We start from the raw sequence: 22,639 nt of genomic DNA, 5'->3' as shown, positions 1-22,639 counted from the left end.
TCAGCCCAGGGTTTAGAAGCGGATTAGCCCGCGGATGTTGTGTCCTTGACGCATGTCTTCGTAGCCCTCATTGATGTCCTCGAGTGCATACTCCTTGGTAATGAGCTCGTCGAGTTTGAGTTGACCAAGGTTGTAGAGCTCAAGGAGGCGAGGAATATCCATCTGGGGGTTGGACGAGCCGAAGAGGGATCCCTTGATCGACTTCTCGTACAGGGTGAGTTCGAATAGTGACCCGGAAAACGATTCTTCGTCCGGATGGCCAATGGCAGTGACGACCACTCGGCCACGCTTTCCGACCAACGAAAGGGCAGGGAGAATGTAGGAACCTTCGGCTACACCAGTGGTGATGATGCATGCATCTGCCAGTTGCCCGCGGGTGAGGTCCGCGACCACCGGCCATGCCTCGTCAACGGTGGCGAAGGCATGCGTTGCACCGAACTCAAGTGCCTTCTCACGTTTGAATGCGACCGGATCGATAGCAATCACGTAGCGGCAACCGGCAATCCGCGCGCCCTGCACTGCGTTACTGCCGATCCCCCCCACTCCGATGACCACCGCGGTGTCGCCTGCGCGCAGCTCGCCAGTGCGAACCGCTGAACCGAAGCCCGTCGTCACGCCACAGCCGACTAAGGCAGCGCGGTCGAGGGGGAAGCCTTGATCGATCTTCACGACGCTGGCCACGGGGACCACGGTGTACTCGCTGAATGTGCCGAGCACACACATCTGCCCGATGTCTTCACCGCGTCCGTGGAATCGGTAAGTGCCGTCAAGCTGTGGCCCCAGAACGATGGAGGCGCCCATGTCGCACAAGTTCGTCATGCCTCGGGCGCAGTAGCTGCATCGTCCGCAAGCTGGCAGGAAGGAAAGGACGACGGGATCGCCCTCTTCGACTTCGGTGACGCCGGCTCCCACCTTGTGGATAATCCCTGCGCCCTCATGACCGCCGACGACGGGGAAGGGAATCGGAATATCGCCCGTGACCAGATGCTCGTCTGAGTGGCATAAGCCGCTGGCTGTGAGCTTGACCATCACCTCGCCTGGCTTGGGATCGTCGAGATCGAGTTCATCGACCTGCCATTTCTCGCCGAGTCCCCACAGGACCGCAGCCTTAGTTTTCATCCATATTCTCCATTCATCAGTAACCTCCGACACGTCTACTGTGCCGGTGTGGTGTACATCACCGCGCGGTCCTTGAGCGCCACCTTTGGCCCGAGCGCGCCACCCGGCATCACGGCAGAATTCGCCTCGACCGATCCTTTGGGGTGTGCTGGTGGGGTTTCGTCCGAGGTGGTTGTCCTTAGCGTGGGGCGTGCTAGCGGTCTATCAGTGCCACTAGGTTCGGCCCCACGAGGCCTTTGTGAGCAGGGCAAAAAGTCATTCGGTCTGTGCATCCTTATGTCTTCGGCGGGTTGGCATCGTCAATCGACGGGATTCACCGGGACAAGGGTCCGTACGTCATTTCGTGGTATCCTTCCCGTGCGTACGGCGGCGCTAGCACCGCGTGCCCGCGCGATGAACCAGATTCGGGCGAATTTGATGGATCACGGGCCTACTTACTACACGGTCCCGGGTGTTGAAAGAGGATACTTGCGCGGCCTCGAGACGTGTCGGCGAGGTGTGGCCGTACGCCCGACCGTGCCCTGACACGGTCTTGGAGAATGAAATCGCACGAAGGCCACTCCACCCTGCCGTCGGCTTACTGGACGGAGCGCTGGCACACGAGGTTCGACCCGCCTGCTCGTGCGCTCCTGCTGATGCTGGTTCACGGAACGAGTTCGAAGGTCGAGACTTATTTGCGGGCGAGACCTATTTGCCATACGAGAAAATCTCTCCGACACAGCCCTGTCCGGGGCTACGGTACATGCGGCAATCCGGCGTCGCGCTGGCTACGATACCGCCACCGTCGCCCAACTGGGCGGGCTTCACTGCGTGCCGGATTCGTCACCCAAGCCTTCCGTAACGGTGCAGACGTACGCGCCATCATGCACCAAACCGGGTACACCACAACCCGCAATGGTCGAAACATACGCTCACGAGAATGCGCCACTGGTCGGCAACGCCGTTACCGAGCTCGGCCTATGACCAGGCACCCGACCGAGCCCGTGACCGGCGACGGGACGACCGGGGCAGATGCTGACCACGACGACCGCCCTTGTCCGATACGACCAGCGGACATCACGAACACGTCGATACCGAGGCGGGATCGGCACACGTGGTCACTGTTCGAGGACTGGTGCACCGCCCATGGCGAACCCTCACTGGCGGCCTCTCCGGAGTCACTTGCTCGGTTCCTTCACGCGCACCCCGCCGCGCCGACGACCCAACGCCGTCGGATCGCGGTGATCGACACCGCTCATCATCGGCATCTATTACCTCCTCCCGGGCGCGCTGAGACCGTCCGGGCTGCGCTGGATGGTGCCCGCACGTCGCGCCTGCAAGAGGTGGCAGCCGTGATCGGCGGAATCATCGCGCGGCTTCCCGAATACGGTTGGCCGTCAGCGTTGTTCGCACGCAGAGACGCACTGATCCTCACGCTCGCTACGACAGGTCTGCCGTACACGCACATCGCGGCCCTGCGGGCGTGCGATGTCACCGCCGATGCGGGTCTCGACGCCCTTCGCGTCGAGACAGGCCGCGGCGTTCATACCCTCACCTCCCTCGCGCTGGCGGGGACGGGCATCTCGCCGCGGATGGTGTACCAGCGCTGGTGTGAGGTGCTCGGCCATCGGACCCGGTATCCGAGCACTCGAATGATCGCCGACGCTCTCGATGCCGTGGACGGCGGCGCCGGGCTCGGCGGATACGACCGGTATTTCGACCCGGCCGGGAAACAGCCGCTGTCGACTCCTATCGACCGGTGGGGCCACACCCCGTTGGCTGCGACCCCGCTGACCGCCCGTGCGGTCGCGGGCATCGTGCGAATGCACCTGGACGGACGGGCACCCACCCACCTGCAGCCCACTGCGCGGTCACAACAGCCGGAGCAGATCGCGGCACCGGATCCAGTACCGCGGGTCCTACTCGACCCCGGCTACTGCGAACGCGGAACGCTTGCGCGTAGACACGCCCACGGTCTTCTCGACGACGTGGACTCCGTTCTGGCCGATGTCGAAACGCGCGCGGACAGCCTGTTGGAAGCACTCGTCGACTTTCTCGAATCGGAGACCACACGCGTACCGGCCGACACCGTCGAGTGACAAGTGGTTCGTACTCGGGTTTGCACAAACTCTTCTTCTCACGGCAGGGTGGCGGTGACGTCTCCGAAATCTCCGCGATGAAGATCGACCAGGCCGCGAACGGAGGCATCGATCTGACCCCGTCTGTGTGGTCTACGTCGAATCCGGGTCGTCCGAGAGTCGTGGGTTTCGGAAGTCTTTCGGAGAGCGCCCGGTCCAGCGTTTGAAGGCATGAGAGAAGTTGGCGAGGTCGCTGTATCCGAGTTCAGAAGCGATCTCGCTGACCGAAACCGAGCGGTCGAGGAGCCGTAGCATCGCGCGTTCGTACAGCAGCGATTGGCGCAACTTGCTATAAGTGGTCCCTTCTTCGGCAAGCCGCCGCTTCAACGTGCTGCTGGACATCGACAAAGCTTGTGCAACATCATGGTTGGTTCGCTGTCCGAGGTCCTTTTCCAACAGTTGCCTCACCTTCTCGGCGGATGGCATGGACCCACTCCGATGGGCGAGTGTTCGCTGCAGATCAGCGATAGCGAGTCGATATGCGAGAGGGTCCGAGAACCGACAAGCCTTGTTTAGTGTGTCCTCGGGTACGTGGACGAAGGAAATCGGAGCGTCGAAGAACCGGCGATTCGCCCCCGGACCTTTGTCGTGGCTCACCTCGGTCGGCTCCGGCCAGCTCAGATGGAGTGTCACCGGCGATATGTCACCGGCGAGCATGTCCAGCAGTCGTAATAACGCCGACCCACCGTAGGTGATGACCAAGCAGTCCAGTGCGGAATCGCCTGTGTGCGCAGTGAGCCCGACGATCAGACCGTAGTCGCCAGTGTGGAACTGCGATTTCAACGCCGTGGAGATCAATGGCAGGTATGTTAGGAGATCGACGATCTCGGCGACCGAACCAGCGCTGATCAAAGGTGAACTCAGGGGCCCGAACGATGTCAACTGGGCCTGCTCGGCAAACGCAAATCCGAGTCGAGTGGCCTGGGCGATATCGAGTTCGGGATAGACCTCCCGAAACCACCGTATCGGTGCCTGGACGTCATGCTGAATGAGCGTCGCTTCACTGGTTCCTTCGCGGTGCATGATCGCGCGAAGGCGCGCGGCGGCGCCAGGGTCGAGTGCGCGGCGTTCGAGCAGCTGCACGAACGCAAGCGGTGGCAAACCCTCATCGCTCAGCTTCACGGTGATTCCTTTGACCCGAATTCACAAGTTTATGACTCCACCGAACATAGCCGTCACCCACGTTTGCGACGACACTTTCGTCGATCACGCCAGGAACTGAGGTGGTGGCAAGCTGGACGGATTCTTGTCCGGAAGTTCGTTTCTCTTGAGAATGGGAATATTGCGTGACACCGACGCTAGCGGCGCTACACCGCTGTCGCTACGGTCGACCGAATCGAGTCGTCTTGCTCAACTCTGGATTGGCTTGAAAATCTTGGAACCCCTCGATGTACGGAGCGAGTAGGTCTGCGATATCGGTGGCGGTCTGGGCTGCGTCAGTCGGGGGCCGTGAGACATACGCCAAGGCCATCTGAACGATGGACGTGCTCAGGATATCGGCTTGGCGTTTCGGGGCTTGCACCCAGCATCGCTGAAATGTGGCAGAGAGGTGATCTGCGGCTCGCTCGACAAGCTGGGTGCTGTGAACAGTAATGAGCCGCAGGAGGTCTGCGGATGCGTCTTCTTCTCGTAGCGATCTGACCAATGGGTCACGTTCGGAGACGGCGAAAAACGCAGCCAAACCTCGGCCGAGCGCCAATCTGATATCACCAACGCAAGTGTAGAGTCCATCGTCCACCACACTGACCAGCTGATCGGTCAGTCGTATCGCGTAGCTCTCCGCCACACCGCGCCGGGACCCGAACTCGTTATAGATGGTCTGTCGAGACAAACCGGCTTCCTTCGCGACCTCGGACATGGTCACGGACTTCCAGCTCTGCCGCAGCAGGAGAGCGCTCAATGCGTCTAACGCGGTCGCACGAAGGAGAGTGCTTGCCGCTGTCCGGTAGCCACCATCAGGGCGCGCAGTGAGCAATGATCAGAACCTGTGGATGGTTCTCGGCGAGGCGGCGTGAGTGGGCGCACCTTCCCGGGAATGATCTGAAATTCCATCAGCTCTGATCAGGACCGGCGTTGGCGCGCTGGTTCGGGAAGGTACGCCCATGCTCACGGTAGTTCAGGATCAGCAATCCTCCAACGACGACAGCGGTGTTGGTCGGTCGTTGCTTGACGAGATCGTTCGCGACGGTGCCCGGCAGATGCTCGCGGCGGCGTTGGCCGCCGAAGTCGCCGCATACATCGAGCAGTTCGCCGAGCATCTCGATGAGCACGGCCGGCGGCTGGTGGTCCGCAACGGCTATCACCACGAGCGTGACGTGCTCACCGCGGCGGGGGCGGTGACGGTGACCGCACCGCGGGTCAACGACCGCCGTGTCGACGCCGAGACCGGTGAACGGCAACGGTTTTCCTCGGCGATCCTGCCGGCGTGGTCACGCAAGTCCCCGCAGATGACCGAGGTGTTGCCGCTGCTGTACCTGCACGGGCTGTCCAGCGGCGACTTCGGTGCGGCGTTGGAGCAGTTCCTCGGCACTGGTGCCGGGCTGTCGGCCTCGACGATCACCCGGCTGACCGCGCAATGGCAGGACGAGGCGAAGGCCTTCGCCGACCGGGATCTCTCGGGCACCGATTTCGTGTACCTATGGGTCGACGGCATCCATCTCAAGGTCCGCCTGGAGCAGGAGAAGCTGTGCTTGCTCGTGATGATCGGCGTCCGCGCCGACGGCCGCAAGGAGCTCGTCGCGCTCACCGATGGGTTCCGGGAGTCCACAGAGTCGTGGGCTGATCTGCTGCGCTCATGCCGACGCCGCGGGATGACCGCCCCGGTGCTGGCCGTCGGTGATGGGGCGCTGGGGTTCTGGAAGGCACTGCGGGAGGTGTTTCCGGATACCCGTGAACAGCGCTGCTGGTTTCACAAGCAGGCCAATGTGCTTGCTGCGCTGCCCAAGTCGGCTCATCCAGGTGCGACCGCGGCGATGCGGGAAATCTACAACGCCGAGGACATCGACAAGGCCCAGGTCGCGATCAAGGCCTTCGAGGTAGATTACGGCGCGAAGTACCCCAAGGCGGTCGCCAAGATCGTCGACGACGCCGACGTGCTCCTGGAGTTCTACCGGTACCCGGCCGAGCACTGGATCCACTTGCGCACTACGAATCCGATCGAATCGACGTTTGCGACCGTGCGGTTGCGAACCAAGGTCACCAAGGGCCCTGGGTCACGCGCAGCGGGGATTGCCATGGCCTACAAGCTGATCGACGCCGCACAAGCCCGCTGGCGGGCGGTCAACGCCCCCCATCTGGTCGCGCTGGTCCGTGCCGGCGCGGTGTTCCACAAAGGCAAGCTGCTCGAACGACCCATCGACATCTCACCCGCTGAGCCCGACGAATCAAGCGAAACGGAGGTCGCCTGAAACACCCTCATCCACAGGTCTTGACAATATCTCCGCGCAGTGTGGACGGAACTCATGAATAGAAGTCTAGGCGCGTTCGGACATTGGTGGTGGGGGATGATGTCGCTGTCGCCAGCGCGTCGATGCTGCCAGCGATGCGACCAGTGGCGTTATCGGCGGGCGAACGAACCAGGCGCAGCGGTGAGCCGAACACCTACGAAGAACTCATCTGTTCTTTCGGTAGGTTTCCCGAGCGGCGTGCAGCGAACGCAGAGCATGCAACTCGGCACAACTGCCGGCGTGTGGCGTCAGAAAAGCTCTCCATTGCAGAGGTCGGCTACGCACACCCCTCGTCTGCGTAGCTCGACCTACATCTGGCTGGTTTTCACGTCGCGAATATTTCGGCGTTCGATCAGACTCGCGCACCCATGGTAAGTCAACGGAATCCACGCGGGTGCCAACATTAACAGTAGGAGCGGTGTCAATGTGAAGAATACAAAATCCAGCACGATACCTCGATTTCCACTGCATTCATGGAGGCCTGAAGAAGCCGTCGTCGTGGTGTCGATCGTACTGGATCGGCACCGTTCTGTGATATGTCCAAGTTGGCCAAAGTCGCAAGGAGTCCTTGTTCTTTATGCACAACTCATCCTTCCCTCTTTGACACATGAGGAATGGCTATCGTACAACTAGGTCGTATCGAGTTCGCTCCCGTATTTAAAGGAATCAACCTTGAATCGAGCATTGGACCGTCTCGCAGTTCGTGGTCGGGTGCTGGTCACACCCTGCCAGGGGGAGCCCGAACTGTGGGACTACGAATCCGATCCACCCTACGAGACGGTTGCTCAGCGAGCTGCGCGTCATAAAACTGCAGCGGACTCTTGCATGAAATGTCATATACTGACCGACTGCGAGCAGTATCTTGCTACTGATCCTTCGCCAGCCGGAGTGTGGGCCGGTCGAATCTTGGAGACGTCCGAAGGATCTGTCGAATCAAATGCGGCGAACATTGCGACAAGTGAAGGAATCGAGGGCAAAGAAATGGATATCAATGACCGAATCAAGTCGCTTTCACCGAATGCGGCATTCGATATTCTGATAGCAACAATCGTGAATCAGCATGGCAATGGAGTCTGACGAACGTGGCGCTGGAAACCTGGAAGGTTTGAGCCGGGTCGCAGCCACCCTGCTCAAACCGTCAACCGTGCGTCTACTGAGCCGAGCGGTATGGGTAATTTGAGTACTGTGCTGGGTGTCCACCACGCGGCATCCAGCGCAATCCTGAGGTTCATGAGGATGCCGGCATCGTCCAGCTTGCAACCGCACTCTTTCGCTGCTTGTCGGATGCGGTATTTGACCGTGTTGCGATGGATCGTCATGTCGTGAGCGGTCGCGGTAACGCTACAGTTGTTTGCCAGGTAGACTCGCAAGGTCTCGCGGAGCCAGCGGTTCCGCGCACTGTCCAGAAGCAAGCCTCCGAGTGAGTCTTCCGCTAGAGCCCTTAGGCTTTCCGGATCTTCGAGCAGAAGAGTGATGGCTGCAACTTCCTCGAAAGTTACCACCGGACTGATATCGACCTTGCCGTCCGAAACCACGCGGGCCGCGCGCTCTGCCTGCCTGGCTGTCTTCCGAAAACCATTTTCACCACTCTGCACGGTTCCAATTGCTGCTCGAATTCGGCCGTACTTCTGAAGAACGTCTGTAACGCTTTCAAGGCAAATCCTTCCGGCGTGAATTATCGGAAACCAAACCAGGGATCGGGCATCGCCTTTACTGTTGACTTGCGGTCGACCGATCGTACCGAGTCTGACGTTAACGGTATCTACGAGCTGGTGCCAGGACTTGCTCGGGAATGGTTCCCGGTCATTCGTCCAAAACTCAATGGCAATAGGGTTTCCTGTGAGATTGTAATATGAATCGATTTTGTATGCGTCCAAAGGATCTGTGCATGATGGCGACATTGCGCGTTCGAGTTCCGTGTTTACAGAACTATTTTCTTCACGTATCTTCGATTTCTCCGCTTCGTATTCTGAACATGCGTCCTGACACACGCGGTCTATGAAGACGGCAGACCTGCTGACCAGATGCGCAAGTTGATTCGCGGCCAACGTGTGCGTAGCTCGCGAGAGCGAGAACAGGACATGCTCAAGAAATCTCGATTGGCCCAGGTGATAAGCGCGGGCGAGCGCCGTCAGCGGGACATGCGTGTGTGCGAGAACGCGAGCATGGCACAGGGCGGCATGCGGAGCTCGCAAGTTGTCGTGCTCAGTCCTGTCGGCCAGGAAGTCGATAGCCGCATTGATGTTGGCTTTCACACTGGTGTGTAGAAGTCCGGTTGCGTCTGCATTGCCGTTCATTTCATGGATTGATGCACTTATGAATGAAGAGATATTCTCGGTCAACTCTGCCTTCCTGTCCTCCATCTCGTCCACAAGTGTTTCCATCAAATGAGTCGATATCATTTTAGTGTCATACCTACCCTGGTAGTTCAATTCTGGAGCGGCACGCCATTTCGGTGACGATCGCTGCGGATCTAGCTTGTCGATCTCGGGGCTTGCCCCGCCGCCTGTGCACCTCGGCTTCTCGTCAGAGCCCTCCTTGCTGGCTTCTGACGCACCGGCTCCTTTCGGTTCGGCTCGCCGGTGACGGAAGCGTCAGCGGCTTGTGGTTGATGAGCTGCATCACTAGTATCTGTACACGCAGGCTGCATCTGTCAATTAATTGGACAAAAAGTCATCGTCTGTATAGTAGTGTGCCCGGGTAGGCAGGCGGTCGGCTTTGGTCTCACCGTCGAGGGGGCGCACTCTTGCGCTGGGGTCCAGGCCCCTGGGGCGAGGAGCAGTTATCCGGTTTGAAGAACCAGAAGGAGACGCCATGGCGACGCCACCGAGCAGTTCAATCGATTACGACGTTCTGATCGTCGGTTCGGGCTTCGGCGGAAGTGTCACCGCGCTGAGGCTGGTGGAGAAGGGGTACCGCGTCGGGATCCTGGAAGCCGGGCAACGCTTCGAGGACAAGGACTTCGCGAAGAACAGTTGGGATCTCAAGCGTTTCCTGTGGGCACCGAAACTCGGTCTGTACGGCATCCAGCGCGTACACCTGCTGCGCGATTGCCTCATCCTCGCCGGTGCCGGAGTGGGCGGTGGATCGCTGAACTACGCGAACACCCTCTACAAGCCGCAGACACCGTTCTTCGAGGACAAGCAGTGGGCGCACATCACCGACTGGAGCAGTGAGCTCTCGCCGTTCTACGACCAGGCCACCCGCATGCTGGGCGTGGTGCGCAATCCGCACATGACCCCTGCCGACGAGGTGATGAAGTCGGTCGCCGAGGACATGGGCGTCGCCGACACTTTCATTCAGACACCGGTGGGCGTGTTTTTCGGTGACGAGCCCGGCAAGACCGTCCCGGACCCGTACTTCGGCGGCGCAGGCCCCGAGCGCACCGGTTGCATCGAATGTGGTGAGTGCATGACCGGTTGCCGCCACGGAGCCAAGAACACCCTGCTCAAGAACTACCTCGGTCTCGCCGAGCGCGCAGGAGCCGAGATCGTGCCGATGACGACGGTGTCCGGCCTGCGCCCCCGATCCGACGGCACCTGGGATGTCGACACCGAGCGCACCGGCGCTCGGCTCCGCAAGGGCAAGAAGACCTACAGCGCGGCCAATGTCGTTCTGGCAGCCGGTACCTGGGGCACTCAGAACCTGCTGCACAAGATGAAAGACACCGGCGCGCTGCCCAAGCTGTCGGACACACTCGGCGAACTGACGCGTACCAACTCCGAGTCGATCGTCGGAGCGGCCAAATACGAGGTGGACCCGTCGATGAATCTCACGCGTGGCGTTGCCATCACGTCCTCGTTCCACCCCAGCCCCAACACGCACATCGAGCCGTGCCGCTACGGCAAGGGTTCGAACGCGATGGGCATGCTGCAGACCCTGATGACCGACGGCGGAGGAAAGATTCCGCGTTGGCTCAAATTCGTGTTCGCGATGATCGCGCATCCGATTCAGTTCGTCCGCGTCGTCAACGTCCGGCACTGGAGCGAGCGCACCATCATCGCGCTGGTGATGCAGAACCTGGACAACTCGATCACCACGTTCACCAAGCGTGGGCCGTTCGGCCGCACGATCTCCAGCAGGCAGGGCCACGGGGAGCCGAATCCGACGTGGATCCCCGAAGGCAACGACGCCACCCGGCGGATCGCCAAGAAGATCGGCGGCCTCGCGGCCGGTACCTGGGGAGAGCTGTTCAACATTCCGCTCACCGCCCACTTCCTCGGCGGCTGCGCCATCGCCTCGGATTCGGCGCACGGCGTCATCGATCCGTACCACCGCGTCCACGGCTACCCGACGCTGAGCGTGGTGGACGGGGCGGCCGTGTCGGCAAACCTCGGGGTCAATCCGTCGCTGACCATCAGTGCGCAGGCCGAGCGGTCCGCCGCACTGTGGCCGAACAAGGGCGAGCTGGATCTTCGTCCGGCACAGGGGCTTCCGTATCAGCGGCTCGATCCCATCGCCCCCAACTCGCCCGTTGTTCCGGTGGACGCTCCGGGTGGACTGAGATTGCCTATCGTCGAGATCCGAAATGGCCATCTGGTCGCCGGTGAGACGGCTTCGCGGTGAAAGAAGTACTTGGTGAGCGCGCATTTCGAAACAGGAGCCCAGTCGCTCGATGCCTTCGTGCGGAGCGCAGAGTTGTCGCACTCCACATCTGGAGTGGACTCAGGTCGGATCTCTGGGGCGAACCGTCTGACCCGAATTCACAAGTTTTTGACTCTACGTAACATGGCCGCCATTCACGTTTGCGGCGACACTGTTATCAATCGCGGAAGAAAATTGAGGAGTTGACATGGCAGTTGTAACTTTCGTCGCCCACGATGGTGAGAAGCACGAGGCGGGCTTGGTCGAAGGTCGATCGTTGATGCAGATTGCAACCGACAATGCTGTGCCGGGGATCGATGGAGACTGTGGGGGCGAAACGGCCTGTGGCACCTGCCATGTGATCGTCGACCCGCAGTGGTCAGGAGAGGTGGGTCTGTCCGGTGCCAACGAGGAGGAGATGCTGGCGATGAACCCCGAGCGTGAACCCACGTCTCGGTTGTCGTGCCAGATGGTGGCCTCGGAAGCGTGGGATGGCCTGATCGTTCGAACACCTGAATTCCAATTGTGATGTGTGAAAGGCAGGCACGACAGCATGAAAGTTTCTGAGTCGATCACCGACAAGGTCCAGTCGACCATCCCTATAGGGCTGCAGATCCAGGGCGCTCATCTGTACGACAAGACCCGACGGTGGGTGACTGGCACGAATGGCAAGAAGATTTTCGTCGAAAGTCCCATTCCACCGGTCGAGGATGTCGAGCTCGCCGACATCGACCTCAGTAACCCCTTTCTTTACAGACAAGGGCGGTGGCAGTCGTACTTCGAGCGCGTGCGGAACGAGGCACCGGTTCATTACCAACCCAACAGTCCGTTCGGCCCGTTCTGGTCGGTCACGCGCCATGCCGATATCGTGGCCGTCGACAAGAATCACGCTGTGTTCTCGGCCGAACCGTTCATCGTCATCGGCGTCCCGCCCCGGTTTCTCGATATCGAGATGTTCATCGCGATGGACCCGCCACGCCACGACAAGCAGCGCGCTGCCGTCCAGGGGGTTGTCGCACCGAAAAACCTCCGGGAGATGGAGGGACTGATCCGATCGCGGGTACGGGAGGTGCTGGACGACCTCCCCTTGAACGAGCCGTTCGACTGGGTGCAGAATGTCTCGATCGAGTTGACAGCTCGGATGCTCGCAACTCTTCTGGATTTCCCTTACGAACAACGCCGCACACTCGTCTACTGGTCCGATTTGGCAACCTCGATGGAGCAAGCCAACGGTGGGCCCTCGGACAACGACGAGGTGTTCGAGGGCATGCGTGACATGGCCCGTGGCCTCAGCGCTCTCTGGCATGACAAAGCAGCCAGGAGGTCTGCAGGGGAAGAGTCCGGTTTCGATCTGATCACCATGTTGCAGAGCAACGAGGACACCAAGGATCTGATCGATCGTCCGATGGAATTTCTGGGCAACCTCGTCCTGCTGATCGTCGGTGGGAACGACACGACGCGAAACTCGATGAGCGGTGGCGTTCTTGCGTTGAACCAATTCCCCGACCAGTTCGAGAAATTGAAGGCCAATCCCGATTTGATCCCCAACATGAACTCGGAAATCATCCGATGGCAAACACCCTTGGCGTACATGCGCCGAATCGCCAAAGCCGACACCGTTCTGAACGGACAATTCATCCGCAAGGGTGACAAATTGGTGATGTGGTACGCCTCGGGTAACCGCGACGAACGCGTTTTCGAGAATCCTGATGATTTCATCATCGATCGTGCCAATGCGCGCAATCACATCGCGTTCGGATTCGGTGTACACCGGTGTATGGGCAATCGGCTGGCCGAAATGCAGCTGCGGATTCTGTGGGAGGAGTTGCTTCCCCGCTTCGAGAACATCGAGGTCGTCGGCGACCCCGAGTACGTTCAGTCGAATTTCGTGCGGGGCATCAGCAAGATGATGGTGCGCCTGACGCCTACTTCCAGCGCATGACATCGCAACGGGCGATCATCGTCGGCGCAAGCCATGCTGGGGCACAACTGGCAGCTAGTTTGCGCCAAGAAGGTTGGACAGGCGAGATCGTCCTCATCGGTAACGAGTCTGCCACTCCCTATCAACGCCCCCCGCTGTCGAAGGCATACCTGGCGGGCAAATGCGTACTCGACGATATCGCCATTCGCAGCACGGACTTCTACTCCAAGCAAGGTATTCAGCTCCTGAACGCGCAGGTGGAGGCCATCGTTCGGTCGGAAGGCAACGTCGTTCTCGACACCGGGGAGAAGCTGGCCTACGACAAGCTCGCGCTGTGCACGGGAGCCCGCCCTCGTCGGCTCACCGTTCCCGGGGCCGATCTCCACGGGGTCTACTACCTACGTACCGCAGCGGACGTCGAGAGGATCCGTATGGCCACCGGCCCTGGCCGGCGGGTGGTGATCGTCGGAGGCGGCTACATCGGACTCGAGACAGCGGCATCGCTGCGCGCACTGGGCGTGCAGGTCACAGTTCTCGAGGCAACTGGGCGTGTGCTCGAGCGGGTCACTGCTCCCGAGGTATCGACGTTCTTCGAGCGGATACATCGCGAGCAGGGAGTCGACATCAGAACGAACGCGATGGTCGAAGGCCTGTCCGGTGACCGTGAGGTTCGCGAAGTCAGTTTGGCCAGCGGGGAATCGATCCCCGCAGATCTGGTCATCGTCGGTGTCGGCGTCGAGCCGAACACCGACCTCGCCGCCGATGCGGGTCTTGTCATCGACAACGGCATCGTGATCGACGATCACACTCGGACCAACGACCCCGACATCATGGCGGCGGGGGACTGCGCGAGCCACGACATGGCCCGTTACGGCCGTCGACTACGGTTGGAGTCCGTCTCGAGCGCAGGAGAGCAGGCCAAAGTCGCTGCCTCGACCGCCTGCGGGAAGTCCAGAAAAATCGAAGCGTTGCCGTGGTTCTGGTCAGATCAGTATCACTTCAAGCTGCAGATCGCCGGCCTCAACACCGGATACGACGAAGTGGTTCTCAGCGGTGACCCCACCCGTGACAGTGATTTCAGTTGCTTCTATCTCCAGGCCGGTGAGCTCATTGCCGCCGACTGCATAGGTCGCCCGCGCGAGTTCATGTACAGCAAACGGGTGATCGCCCAGCGACTCTCCGTCCAACGCGAAGACCTGATGCTCGGCGGACTCGCGCGCAACTGACCGATCCTTCGGTCGTTGTGCACACAACAGCAACCGGTTTGCTCAGAAAAGGGAACATCAGCGATGACCATGACAGACCGCCCGCCCGGGGCACATACGACGCAGCCACCACACGCGTATCTGGGAGCAACGGACTTCCTCGACATCGAGCACGAATCCGTGCGGGCGTTCACCGCCGCGGCAATCGGGGATGCGAGCAGCGACCGTGACAAGGCCAGACGCCTCTTCGCCGCCGTCCGCGACCGGATCTGGTACGACCCGTACACCGTGTCGGACGATCCTGCCCACTATCGAGCGAGCTTCGTCCTCGAGACCGGGCGCGCTTATTGCGTCCCGAAGGCGGTGCTGTTGACCGCAGTGTGCCGGGCGGCGGGTATCCCGGCACTGCTCGGTTTCGCCGACGTCCGAAATCACCTGCAGACCGAGACGTTGCGCGCGCTGATGGGCGGCACCGACCTGTTCGTCTACCACGGCTACAGTCGCCTCTACATCGAGGGCCGGTGGTTGAAGGCCACGCCGGCATTCAATGTCGAGTTGTGCGCTCGTTTCGGCGTGCCGCCAGTGGAATTCGACGGCGATCGCGATGCTCTCATGCATGCCTTCACCGCAGACGGAGCTCAGCACATGGAGTATGTCCGCGAGCGAGGAGTCTTCGATGACCTACCCTTGAACGCGATCTTGACGGTGCTTCGGCACGCCTACGGCCCCACGATCTTCACGGGCGCTCACCCACTCGATGATGTTTTCACCGGCCGCACCCGGCCGGGCGAAACTCCCGGGGATCGAAACTCGCCGCGGGAGTCTCGATGAACACAAGCGGTGAGAACATACGCGCCGAACCCCGTATCGCGGCCGACTGCCGATCGGTCGGAGTTCTCTCCGCGAACAATCGCGATCGTGAACACTCGGACCGCCTCGGACACCTTCGAATCGGGTGAGCCGACACCTGCTGGCAGAGCTGTGCCACATGACTGTCTCGTCGCCGCGGCCGTGTTGAGGCCGGGCACCGGAAGTTGCACCGAACAGACGAGACCCGTTCTGCCGCTGGGGTTGCGGCTGCGGGCGATGAACGACCGATCCGAACGCCTCCCCGGGCACGAGACGACGCGCGATACCCATATCCCTCTCCTGTGTGCGCAACCGCTACCGCGAGAGCGGCCCGAACGGCGTCTACCGATGTCTCTTATCTATGCAAGGAGCGCAGCATGATGAACAACGCACCTCACACCCCCGCCAGGACCGTGGCGATCACAGGTGGAGCTCGCGGCATCGGCTATCAGACAGCGAAGGAGTTGATTCGACGAGGCCACCGGGTCGCCATCGGCGACATCGACGAGGCACGTGCGAAGGAGGCCGCCGCCGAACTCGGGGTGAAGGTCGTCACCCGACTCGACGTCACCGAACCTGACTCGTTCACAACGTTTCTGGACCTGGTCGAACGTGAACTCGGACCCCTCGACATCCTGATCAACAACGCGGGCATCATGCCTACCGGCCACGCCCACGAAGAGGACGATGCAGTAACCCGGCGTCAAGTCGAGATCAATGTCCTGGGGGTCATCTTCGGGACCAAACTGGCTCTTCAGCGCATGCTGCCGCGCCGCACCGGACACATCATCAACACTGCGTCATTGGCCGGCGAGCTCGCGGTACCTGGTTTGGCGACCTACTGCGCTACCAAGTTCGCAGTCATCGGATTCACAGAGGCCGCACGACTGGAGTATCGCAAGTCAGGGGTTCGACTGTCCACAGTCCGCCCGACGTTCACCAACACCGAACTCGTCGCCGGAACCGCCGGCGCAAAGGGATTACGCAACGCCGAGCCGGAGGAGATCGCCCGCGCGACAGCAGATCTGATCGAGAATCCACGCCCCTTCGTCCGCGTCACCCGTCTCGCAGGCGCAATGGTCGCGGCGGTGAAATTCGTCCCCCGGCGTCTGGTGACCGGACTGGGTGCGGCCCTGAACACAGATTCGGTGTTCCTCGCGGACGTCGACATGGCTGCTCGCCGAACGTATCTCGACAGAATCCGGAACAGCTGAGGATGCCGACATGCGCGCTCGACCATCCACCCGAAAGGCAGCCACAGTGACCCGCACGACTCTGATCGAGAACTATCCCCACCGGATGGGAGGGCACTGCGGGTCAGGTGCAATGCGAGACCTTCTCCAGTGGCACGGTCTGGGATGGGACGGACCACCCGACGAGGGGTTGGTGTTCGCACTGGGTGGTGATCTCGGTTTGTCCTACCTGCGATCGGACGACCTGGTCCCACCGATGTACCTGGTCGGCCGCGGTGCCGACTTCGAGATCGTCTTGCCGCGCAGGCTCGGCGGACAAGTCGAGGTTCTCACGACCGACGATCCCGCTGAGGGATGGTCATGGGTTCGCGACGACATCGATGCGGGACGACCCAGTCTGGTCTGGGCCGATATCGCTGAACTGCCCTACTTACGGGTGAAACTGCAGATGAGTCGCCACGACATCGTGGTGATCGGCTACGACGAGATCGGGGGGACTGCCTCGGTCGTCGACAACGATCGGGCCGATGTGCAGGAGATCCCGCTCGACGCGCTCGCTCGGGCGCGATCTTCCACCTCGTTCCCGCAACCGACACGTCACTGCACGTACCGAATCACATGGCCGCAGACACTGCCGCCCGTGTCGACTGCCGCGGCCGCGGCCTTTGCCCGATCCGCCGCCAGCATGCGCGCCCCATCGACACCGGGAATAGCCGACCACGTACCAGCGGCCGGTGCCGAAGGATTGGCCGCGGTCGACCAGCTGGCAACCGACGTGAAGAGCTGGGTCGACCTTCCGCCCGATGACCTCGAGACGCTGCTGTTCAGTCTCGGTATCTTCATCGAAAAGGCCGGAACCGGAGGCGGGCTCTTTCGTCGGCTTCTCGCCGACGGCTGTACCGAGATTGCACGTCTGACCGGTGATCCCGCTACCGCAGACCTCGCGGCGGCCGCCGATCACTGCGCCCAGGCCTGGACCGAAACTGCCCGCGCCGGAACACAACGCGGTCTCGATGTGCGAACACGCGCAGCTGCGGTGGCCGTGTCGGCTGCCAAACTGCCTGCACTCGAGCTGATCCTGGTGGAGTCCCTGGAGTCTGCTTCACGCTCGCTGGCCGCCACCACGACATGATGCCCATCGGCGTTCGACGGCGCGCGGTGCACGGCGCATCGCACTGTGCTGCAGCCGCTCGTGCCGGATCGCCCCAGGCGTGCGGAAACACCGAACGACCGAGGAGTTGCCGGACGGAACAGTCGGACGCCTCTCGGTGGACGCTGCATCGATGCCGTGTCGTTGCTCGGCAACAGACCCTGATCCCTGCCCCACGCCGACAACAATTCAGCCCGCCGACGGAAGCCCTCGATGTTTCGCGGTCACCATTTTCGGCTCGACGGCCGCGTCGTGTGCGCTATCGGGCCGGGCGGTGCGTTGAGTGAGAAGACTCCCGCTCGTGGTAATCATGGCGGGGGCGAGTGCGCCGACCGGTCGGACGAACGCCCGACCGGATGCTGCGGTGCAGGCCGAGCGCGCGAAGACGCGACAGACTCGGCACGGTTTCACGACAGAGAGGTCCGACCATGAAAAGAATTCCAGACGAGGTCAGCGGGTCGGCCGGCCCCGCTGTCGAGAACTGGGCGCGCTCGTTCTGGAGCACGACTTCCGAGTCGCCTGATCTACCGCCCCACCACCCCGACTGTCTTGGTTGTGGGCCGCAGAACCCGCACGGCCACGCCCTGTCGGTCCAGCGTGACGAGAACGGCGTGGTGGCTCACCATGTGTTCGATCAACGTCATGTCGGGGCACCCGGGATAGCACACGGAGGCGCGGTGGCGACCGTTCTCGACGATCTGTTCGGCTTCCTGCTCTACACAGTGGGTGAGCTCGCCGTGACGCGGCGTCTCGAGCTCGACTACCTGGCGCCGGTTCTGCTCGGCACTCCATACGTATTGCGTGCTGCCGTTCGGTCTCGTGATGGGCGCAAACTGGATCTCACGGCCACGATGGACGATGCGCAGGGCCGCTCGGTAGCCACCGCTACTGCCCTGTTCGTGGTGGTCGAGGTCGAACACTTCATGCAGTCCCAAGCCCGAGCCCAACTCCGGGCCACGGACACGAATCACACCGAAGAATAGACACCCTGGCCGACCTTCACCGACGTCCATCACCCGCGGTGGCTGTCGTACGGCTGCGTCTACCTGGCGCAAAGACGGCGAGGACGAGTGCCCCAGCGGCGGTCAGCGCCGCCAACGCCAGTGTCGCCTGACCACTTCCGTGTACGAATGCGGCTCTGGCGAACTCGGCCAGCGGCTGACCAGCTGGTCCTGCGCGGTCGGCGACCTGTAACGCGGCGGCCAGAGAATCGGCCACCGGACCACGGGCAGGCTCGGGTAGCTGGGGCAGAGCCGGCTGAATGTGCTGAACGTAACCGGCCGCGAGCACGCTACCGGCTACCGCAATCCCAATCGCGGCACCGATTTCGCGAGCTGCGTCGTTGACCGCGGCAGCCACCCCGTGCTTGGCCTCAGGAGTGTCCGAGACGATGGCGAAAGTCGCAGGGGCGGTACACAACCCCAAACCCGCACTCATGATGAGCAAGGGCCACAGCAGGTCAGGGTAAGTCGCCGCGACGGTCAGTCTGCTCACCATCACCAGTCCCGCCGCGATGGTGAGCAGACCTACAGTGGTCATCACCCGCAGGCCAACAATGTTCGACAGCCAGGGTGCAATCACCGAGATCACGATGAGCGGCACGACCATAGGGGTCAACGCCAACGCGGCGGTGAGCGGTCCATAACCGAGAATCAACTGCAGATACTGCACCAACAGCAAGAACACCCCGAAGGTCACCAGAAATTGGATACAGACCGACAGTGCGCCGGCACCGAAGCCACGGCGGGCGAACAACCGGACATCGAGTAGGGGTGCCGAGGAACGTAGTTCTACGACGACGAACACCACAACTGCGAACAAGCCCACCGCAGTGCTGATGGCGACGAGCGAATCCGACCAGCCACGGGCCGGAACCTCGATCACAGCGAAGACGATCGCCCCGACCGCGACAACTACGGTCACCGCGCCCACCCAATCGACCGGTGGATGCTCCTGCTGGCGGGACTCCGCGATACTGCATGCCAACCCGGCCAGAACCGCTCCGGCGACGGTCAACCCGACGAACACCGAGGTCCACGACCACTGTTCGAGCAGCACACCAGCCCCGAGGATGCCCAGGACCGCCCCGGATCCAGCAACCCCGGCCCACACACCTACAGCGCGACCGCGATGCGCCGGTGGAAATCCCGCGGTCAGTATCGACAGCGTCGAGGGCATGACCAGCGCCGCACCCGCCCCAGCCAACGCGCGAGCAGCGATCAGCCACGCCGGGTCGGCGAGAAACAAGGGCAAGGCCGACGCGAAAGCGAACAACGCCAACCCCGCCACGAGCACCCCGCGGCGACCGTACCGGTCACCGATCGCACCGGCAGGCAGAACGAAGCACGCCAAAACCAGCGTATAACCGTCGACTATCCAGGTCAGTTGAGCTTGCGTCGCCCCTGTCGCGACCGCGATCTGTGGCAACGCTGAATACAATGCCGCCATTGCGGCCACCACTAACGCGACTGCCATGCACGACACAATCAACATCCACCACTGGGCACCGCTCCATCGAGCGACGCTGGCAGAGTCGGATCTACGTTCGTTCAACGGCCAGCCTCCCAGTTCGAGACTGATCGTCTCGGTACGAGACTATTAGTATCATAACTTTGCGGGTGTGACAGAATGGTCATGCGAGGACATGTCTTGTCAGTCAAATGGAGCGGAGCCCGTTCATGGTCGACCCTCTCGTTGCGGCCGAGGGCCCGGCCGACCCCCGGCTGGCGCGCTCACGTAACCGGTTACTCGAAGCGGCGGGCCAGCTGCTGGCCACCGGCGGTGTCGAGGCGGTCACCGTGGAGGCGGTCACCCGCATGTCGAAGGTTGCGCGTGCCACGCTGTACCGCCACTTCGGAAGTACCACTGACCTGCTTGCTGCAACCTTCGAGCGACTACTACCCCCAGTCGACACCGATATCGATACCGGTCCGCTACGCGAACGTCTGATTTCGTTGCTCACCACCCAAGCCGACCTCATCGAACAAGCTCCGGTGCAGATGACCACGCTGGCCTGGCTGGCAATGGGACCCGTCAACAGCGGCGACGCCAGCCGGCGCGATCTCGATCCTGGCGCGGTGGTCTCGCTTCGGGCCCGTGTCATAGAGCAATACCGCAGGTCCCTGGATCAGATCCTGACGGCCCCTGACGCCCGCGCTGTGCTCGGCGAGATCGACACCACCTTCGCCCTCATTCAGCTCCTCGGACCGATAGTGTTCGCTCGCCTCACAGGACTGCGCCACATCCACGCCGACGACTGCATCCAAATCGTCGACAACTTTCTCGCCGCCCATGCCGCAAGTGTCCGATCGAGCACTTCGCGCGACAACAGCCGTCCATGGCCGGCCGCGACGCTAGACCCGCAGCTCACCGACGGCCAATAAAACTTGATGCGAAATTTCACCATCAATGCGCTATCCAGTCAGGGATCGCAGCGCTCACTGGATACGGCCGGACGTGTGCTCGAGAACTCGGAGTTGCACTGCAGTGCACTTCTGACATCGTGCAGCCGTCTTCTGAAACTGACAGTCGTTCCAGTGTCTCGGCGTCGTCGCGAAGTACCGGTGTGCTGATCTCGTTGGCCCTACTTCCTGGGTCGCTCGCCGTGGGCGCGCGACAAGCGTGGGTGGACTGTAAAAAACGACTTCTCGAGTTCGTCGAGACCGATGTACCGGGGCGTGGCCGGCAATTCGTGCCGCGGCCATCGTAATTGCCCGTTCAGGACACCTTTCGGGCGTGAAGACGCTCGACGAGACCGAGAGTGAACCGGTCGATGTCCTCGATGGAGAAGCTCTCGTCACCGGCGATCGCGAGCGAGGGCCGGCGCAGAAAGTGCTCGCCACCGACCGGGACGCTCACCAGTTCCAGAAGGCGTTGGATCCATCGAACCGGCCGGATCGACGAGGCGACGTGATCGGCGAGGAGCAACGTTCCACCTGGACGCAGCACTCGCGACATTTCCGCGAGCGCGATGTCCGTGGCGGGGATGGCGCAGAGCGAGAACGTGCACACCACGGTGTCGAAAGATGCATCGGGAAAATCCAGAGCGTGAGCGTCCCCGAGAGCTAGGCGAGCGTCGGGTCTGACGCCGGCGGCCCGAGTATGCGCCTGCGCGAGCATGTCCGGGCTCAACTCGATTCCGGTCAACGACGTCCCTGCCGGGTAGTGCTCGAGATTGAGTCCAGTTCCCACTGCGACCTCGAGAACCTGGCCTCGGGCGCGACTGCAGATCCAGGACCTGGTGTCGCGGAAGAGGACTCGGTCGAGAAAGGTCATGTGCTTGTCGTAACCGGCCGCTTGCTTGTCCCAGAATCGCTGCCACCGGGCGAGACGGTGCGTTGGATCGACGACCATCGCTCAGTGCTCCCGGCCGGGAGCGATGGGTGCCGCGGCGGTGCGTGAGGCCCCGGACTCGGGGTGCGCCGCGAGATAACGCTTCTTGACCAGTTCCGATTCCTGCGCTTTGCGGGGGTTCGTCAGATCGTGCGGCAGCATGTGCCGCACGAGGCGGCGTTGCCGATTCTCTTCCATGTACGAGGCGGTGAAGAACACCGAGAGCAGGACCGCGAGAAGCACCATGGCACCACGCAACCACAGCTCACCCGGAAAGAACATGAACACGGCGTAGATGGGAAGAAACGGAACCTGGCCGCGAATGAGGTGCCGAACGACGGCGTGATCACCCGTCAGATCGTGGGCCACCCAGTCCGTCATGGTCGAGGGAAGAGGACGACCGAAGGCGTAGCCGACCCACTGCCACGGCGTAGGGCGGGTCCTGTAGCGGTTCACCGGGCCGGGGTCATTGTGCTCTGGCGCATCCCCAGTCGCCGCATTGCCAAGCTGGCCGGGCACCATCCGACTGCAGAATACAGCAGCAGATTGCCACCGACGAATGCTGTCAGGGCATGCCAGCGGCGGTTGTGAAGGGAACCGGCGGCGAGGCTGGCGAGGATCATGGTGCCCGCCAGTGCGGGGACTGCGCGTTCGATACTCGGTCCGCCGGGGCCGGTGAGGGTGTCGGTGCATGACATGAGTTCGGTCCTCGATTCTGTGAGT

At 61.8% G+C, this 22,639-nt stretch carries 20 protein-coding genes and 1 pseudogene; 13 read left to right on the top strand and 8 right to left on the bottom strand.

Annotated elements, in window-relative coordinates; genetic code table 11:
- Positions 1 to 12: 12 nt before the first annotated feature.
- Positions 13 to 1,119 carry an NDMA-dependent alcohol dehydrogenase gene (locus AOT96_RS30620; protein ID WP_042920077.1) on the bottom strand — a complete coding sequence of 369 codons (1,107 nt, stop codon included), beginning with the start codon at positions 1,117 to 1,119 and terminating at the stop codon, positions 13 to 15.
- A gap of 705 nt (positions 1,120 to 1,824) precedes the next feature.
- Between AOT96_RS30620 and AOT96_RS36145 the strand changes: the two are divergent.
- Both AOT96_RS36145 and AOT96_RS30615 read left to right on the top strand, forming a co-directional pair.
- Positions 1,825 to 2,082: pseudogene (locus tag AOT96_RS36145) on the top strand (hypothetical protein); the annotation flags it as partial.
- The gene (locus AOT96_RS30615) at positions 2,079 to 3,197 is read left to right on the top strand and encodes a hypothetical protein (RefSeq protein ID WP_051649475.1); all 1,119 of its coding nucleotides are present in this window, start codon (positions 2,079 to 2,081) and stop codon (positions 3,195 to 3,197) included. The pseudogene AOT96_RS36145 and the gene AOT96_RS30615, both read left to right, overlap by 4 nt.
- Before the next feature lie 132 nt (positions 3,198 to 3,329).
- Here the strand turns inward: AOT96_RS30615 and AOT96_RS30610 are convergent, their stop codons facing one another.
- Both AOT96_RS30610 and AOT96_RS30605 read right to left on the bottom strand, forming a co-directional pair.
- The gene (locus AOT96_RS30610) at positions 3,330 to 4,358 is read right to left on the bottom strand and encodes a helix-turn-helix domain-containing protein (RefSeq protein ID WP_051649474.1); all 1,029 of its coding nucleotides are present in this window, start codon (positions 4,356 to 4,358) and stop codon (positions 3,330 to 3,332) included.
- 199 nt (positions 4,359 to 4,557) lie between these two features.
- A complete protein-coding gene (locus tag AOT96_RS30605) occupies positions 4,558 to 5,211 on the bottom strand; it encodes a TetR family transcriptional regulator (protein WP_042920075.1) in 654 nt (217 codons plus the stop codon).
- Positions 5,212 to 5,338: 127 nt separating this feature from the next.
- Between AOT96_RS30605 and AOT96_RS30600 the strand changes: the two genes are divergently transcribed.
- On the top strand, positions 5,339 to 6,643 hold the full coding sequence (locus AOT96_RS30600; protein ID WP_042927240.1) for an IS256-like element ISRer3 family transposase: 1,305 nt from the start codon (positions 5,339 to 5,341) through the stop codon (positions 6,641 to 6,643).
- A 711-nt stretch (positions 6,644 to 7,354) separates the two neighbouring features.
- Positions 7,355 to 7,759 (top strand): hypothetical protein, encoded by a 405-nt coding sequence (locus AOT96_RS35475; protein ID WP_128638070.1) that lies wholly within the window; start codon positions 7,355 to 7,357, stop codon positions 7,757 to 7,759.
- Between the two features lie 53 nt (positions 7,760 to 7,812).
- Here the strand turns inward: AOT96_RS35475 and AOT96_RS30590 are convergent, their stop codons facing one another.
- Positions 7,813 to 9,066, bottom strand: coding sequence for a PucR family transcriptional regulator (locus tag AOT96_RS30590; RefSeq protein ID WP_042926010.1), 1,254 nt, complete (start codon positions 9,064 to 9,066; stop codon positions 7,813 to 7,815).
- A gap of 430 nt (positions 9,067 to 9,496) precedes the next feature.
- Between AOT96_RS30590 and AOT96_RS30585 the strand changes: the two genes are divergently transcribed.
- The 8 genes from AOT96_RS30585 to AOT96_RS30550 all read left to right on the top strand — a co-directional run bounded on the left by AOT96_RS30585 (position 9,497) and on the right by AOT96_RS30550 (position 18,567).
- Entirely contained in the window at positions 9,497 to 11,248 is a 1,752-nt protein-coding gene (locus AOT96_RS30585; protein WP_042926008.1) for an FAD-dependent oxidoreductase, read from the top strand.
- A gap of 226 nt (positions 11,249 to 11,474) precedes the next feature.
- Positions 11,475 to 11,795 (top strand): 2Fe-2S iron-sulfur cluster-binding protein, encoded by a 321-nt coding sequence (locus AOT96_RS30580; RefSeq protein ID WP_042926005.1) that lies wholly within the window; start codon positions 11,475 to 11,477, stop codon positions 11,793 to 11,795.
- 24 nt (positions 11,796 to 11,819) lie between these two features.
- A complete protein-coding gene (locus tag AOT96_RS30575) occupies positions 11,820 to 13,208 on the top strand; it encodes a cytochrome P450 (protein WP_042926022.1) in 1,389 nt (462 codons plus the stop codon).
- A complete protein-coding gene (locus tag AOT96_RS30570) occupies positions 13,205 to 14,413 on the top strand; it encodes an NAD(P)/FAD-dependent oxidoreductase (RefSeq protein ID WP_042926002.1) in 1,209 nt (402 codons plus the stop codon). Before AOT96_RS30575 ends, AOT96_RS30570 begins: the two co-directional genes overlap by 4 nt.
- Before the next feature lie 69 nt (positions 14,414 to 14,482).
- A complete protein-coding gene (locus tag AOT96_RS30565; RefSeq protein WP_054186661.1) occupies positions 14,483 to 15,223 on the top strand; it encodes a transglutaminase-like domain-containing protein in 741 nt (246 codons plus the stop codon).
- A gap of 395 nt (positions 15,224 to 15,618) precedes the next feature.
- Positions 15,619 to 16,455, top strand: a complete 837-nt coding sequence (locus tag AOT96_RS30560) for an SDR family oxidoreductase (protein ID WP_054186658.1) — start codon at positions 15,619 to 15,621, stop codon at positions 16,453 to 16,455.
- Positions 16,456 to 16,501: 46 nt separating this feature from the next.
- Positions 16,502 to 17,566, top strand: coding sequence for a BtrH N-terminal domain-containing protein (locus AOT96_RS30555; RefSeq protein ID WP_042926000.1), 1,065 nt, complete (start codon positions 16,502 to 16,504; stop codon positions 17,564 to 17,566).
- 446 nt (positions 17,567 to 18,012) lie between these two features.
- Entirely contained in the window at positions 18,013 to 18,567 is a 555-nt protein-coding gene (locus AOT96_RS30550; protein WP_042925998.1) for a PaaI family thioesterase, read from the top strand.
- A gap of 16 nt (positions 18,568 to 18,583) precedes the next feature.
- On the opposite strand, the gene AOT96_RS30545 is transcribed toward AOT96_RS30550, so the two are convergent.
- Positions 18,584 to 20,059: an MFS transporter gene (locus tag AOT96_RS30545; protein ID WP_372510032.1), complete on the bottom strand. Its 1,476-nt coding sequence runs from the start codon at positions 20,057 to 20,059 to the stop codon at positions 18,584 to 18,586.
- 203 nt (positions 20,060 to 20,262) lie between these two features.
- On the opposite strand from AOT96_RS30545, the gene AOT96_RS30540 reads away from it, so the two are divergent.
- Positions 20,263 to 20,967: a TetR/AcrR family transcriptional regulator gene (locus AOT96_RS30540; RefSeq protein ID WP_042925992.1), complete on the top strand. Its 705-nt coding sequence runs from the start codon at positions 20,263 to 20,265 to the stop codon at positions 20,965 to 20,967.
- 334 nt (positions 20,968 to 21,301) lie between these two features.
- Here the strand turns inward: AOT96_RS30540 and AOT96_RS30535 are convergent, their stop codons facing one another.
- Genes AOT96_RS30535 through AOT96_RS30525 form a run of 3 tightly spaced genes read right to left on the bottom strand, consistent with a single transcriptional unit; the run spans position 21,302 to position 22,614 of the window.
- The gene (locus tag AOT96_RS30535) at positions 21,302 to 21,937 is read right to left on the bottom strand and encodes a class I SAM-dependent methyltransferase (RefSeq protein WP_042925990.1); all 636 of its coding nucleotides are present in this window, start codon (positions 21,935 to 21,937) and stop codon (positions 21,302 to 21,304) included.
- Between the two features lie 3 nt (positions 21,938 to 21,940).
- A complete protein-coding gene (locus AOT96_RS30530) occupies positions 21,941 to 22,372 on the bottom strand; it encodes a DUF5313 family protein (protein ID WP_042925988.1) in 432 nt (143 codons plus the stop codon).
- Positions 22,369 to 22,614, bottom strand: a complete 246-nt coding sequence (locus AOT96_RS30525) for a YgaP family membrane protein (RefSeq protein ID WP_042926020.1) — start codon at positions 22,612 to 22,614, stop codon at positions 22,369 to 22,371. The genes AOT96_RS30530 and AOT96_RS30525 overlap by 4 nt, the downstream gene beginning before the upstream one ends.
- Between the last annotated feature and the right edge of the window lie 25 nt (positions 22,615 to 22,639).

Source organism: Rhodococcus sp. 008 (assembly GCF_001682295.1).
Taxonomy (GTDB): Bacteria; Actinomycetota; Actinomycetes; order Mycobacteriales; family Mycobacteriaceae; genus Rhodococcus_F; species Rhodococcus_F qingshengii.
This window is presented reverse-complemented; position numbering and strand designations above follow the sequence as displayed.

Excerpts from the sequence above, each read along its gene's own strand:
- AOT96_RS30570 (WP_042926002.1), top strand. The coding sequence starts at position 13,205 with ATGACATCGCAACGGGCGATCATCGTCGGCGCAAGCCATGCTGGGGCA.
- AOT96_RS30525 (WP_042926020.1), bottom strand. The coding sequence starts at position 22,614 with ATGTCATGCACCGACACCCTCACCGGCCCCGGCGGACCGAGTATCGAA.
- AOT96_RS30535 (WP_042925990.1), bottom strand. The coding sequence starts at position 21,937 with ATGGTCGTCGATCCAACGCACCGTCTCGCCCGGTGGCAGCGATTCTGG.
- AOT96_RS30620 (WP_042920077.1), bottom strand. The coding sequence starts at position 1,119 with ATGAAAACTAAGGCTGCGGTCCTGTGGGGACTCGGCGAGAAATGGCAG.
- AOT96_RS30585 (WP_042926008.1), top strand. The coding sequence starts at position 9,497 with ATGGCGACGCCACCGAGCAGTTCAATCGATTACGACGTTCTGATCGTC.
- AOT96_RS30575 (WP_042926022.1), top strand. The coding sequence starts at position 11,820 with ATGAAAGTTTCTGAGTCGATCACCGACAAGGTCCAGTCGACCATCCCT.
- AOT96_RS30600 (WP_042927240.1), top strand. The coding sequence starts at position 5,339 with ATGCTCACGGTAGTTCAGGATCAGCAATCCTCCAACGACGACAGCGGT.
- AOT96_RS30550 (WP_042925998.1), top strand. The coding sequence starts at position 18,013 with ATGAAAAGAATTCCAGACGAGGTCAGCGGGTCGGCCGGCCCCGCTGTC.
- AOT96_RS30560 (WP_054186658.1), top strand. The coding sequence starts at position 15,619 with ATGATGAACAACGCACCTCACACCCCCGCCAGGACCGTGGCGATCACA.
- AOT96_RS30540 (WP_042925992.1), top strand. The coding sequence starts at position 20,263 with ATGGTCGACCCTCTCGTTGCGGCCGAGGGCCCGGCCGACCCCCGGCTG.
- AOT96_RS30590 (WP_042926010.1), bottom strand. The coding sequence starts at position 9,066 with ATGGAAACACTTGTGGACGAGATGGAGGACAGGAAGGCAGAGTTGACC.
- AOT96_RS30565 (WP_054186661.1), top strand. The coding sequence starts at position 14,483 with ATGACAGACCGCCCGCCCGGGGCACATACGACGCAGCCACCACACGCG.
- AOT96_RS30545 (WP_372510032.1), bottom strand. The coding sequence starts at position 20,059 with ATGGCAGTCGCGTTAGTGGTGGCCGCAATGGCGGCATTGTATTCAGCG.
- AOT96_RS30580 (WP_042926005.1), top strand. The coding sequence starts at position 11,475 with ATGGCAGTTGTAACTTTCGTCGCCCACGATGGTGAGAAGCACGAGGCG.
- AOT96_RS30615 (WP_051649475.1), top strand. The coding sequence starts at position 2,079 with ATGACCAGGCACCCGACCGAGCCCGTGACCGGCGACGGGACGACCGGG.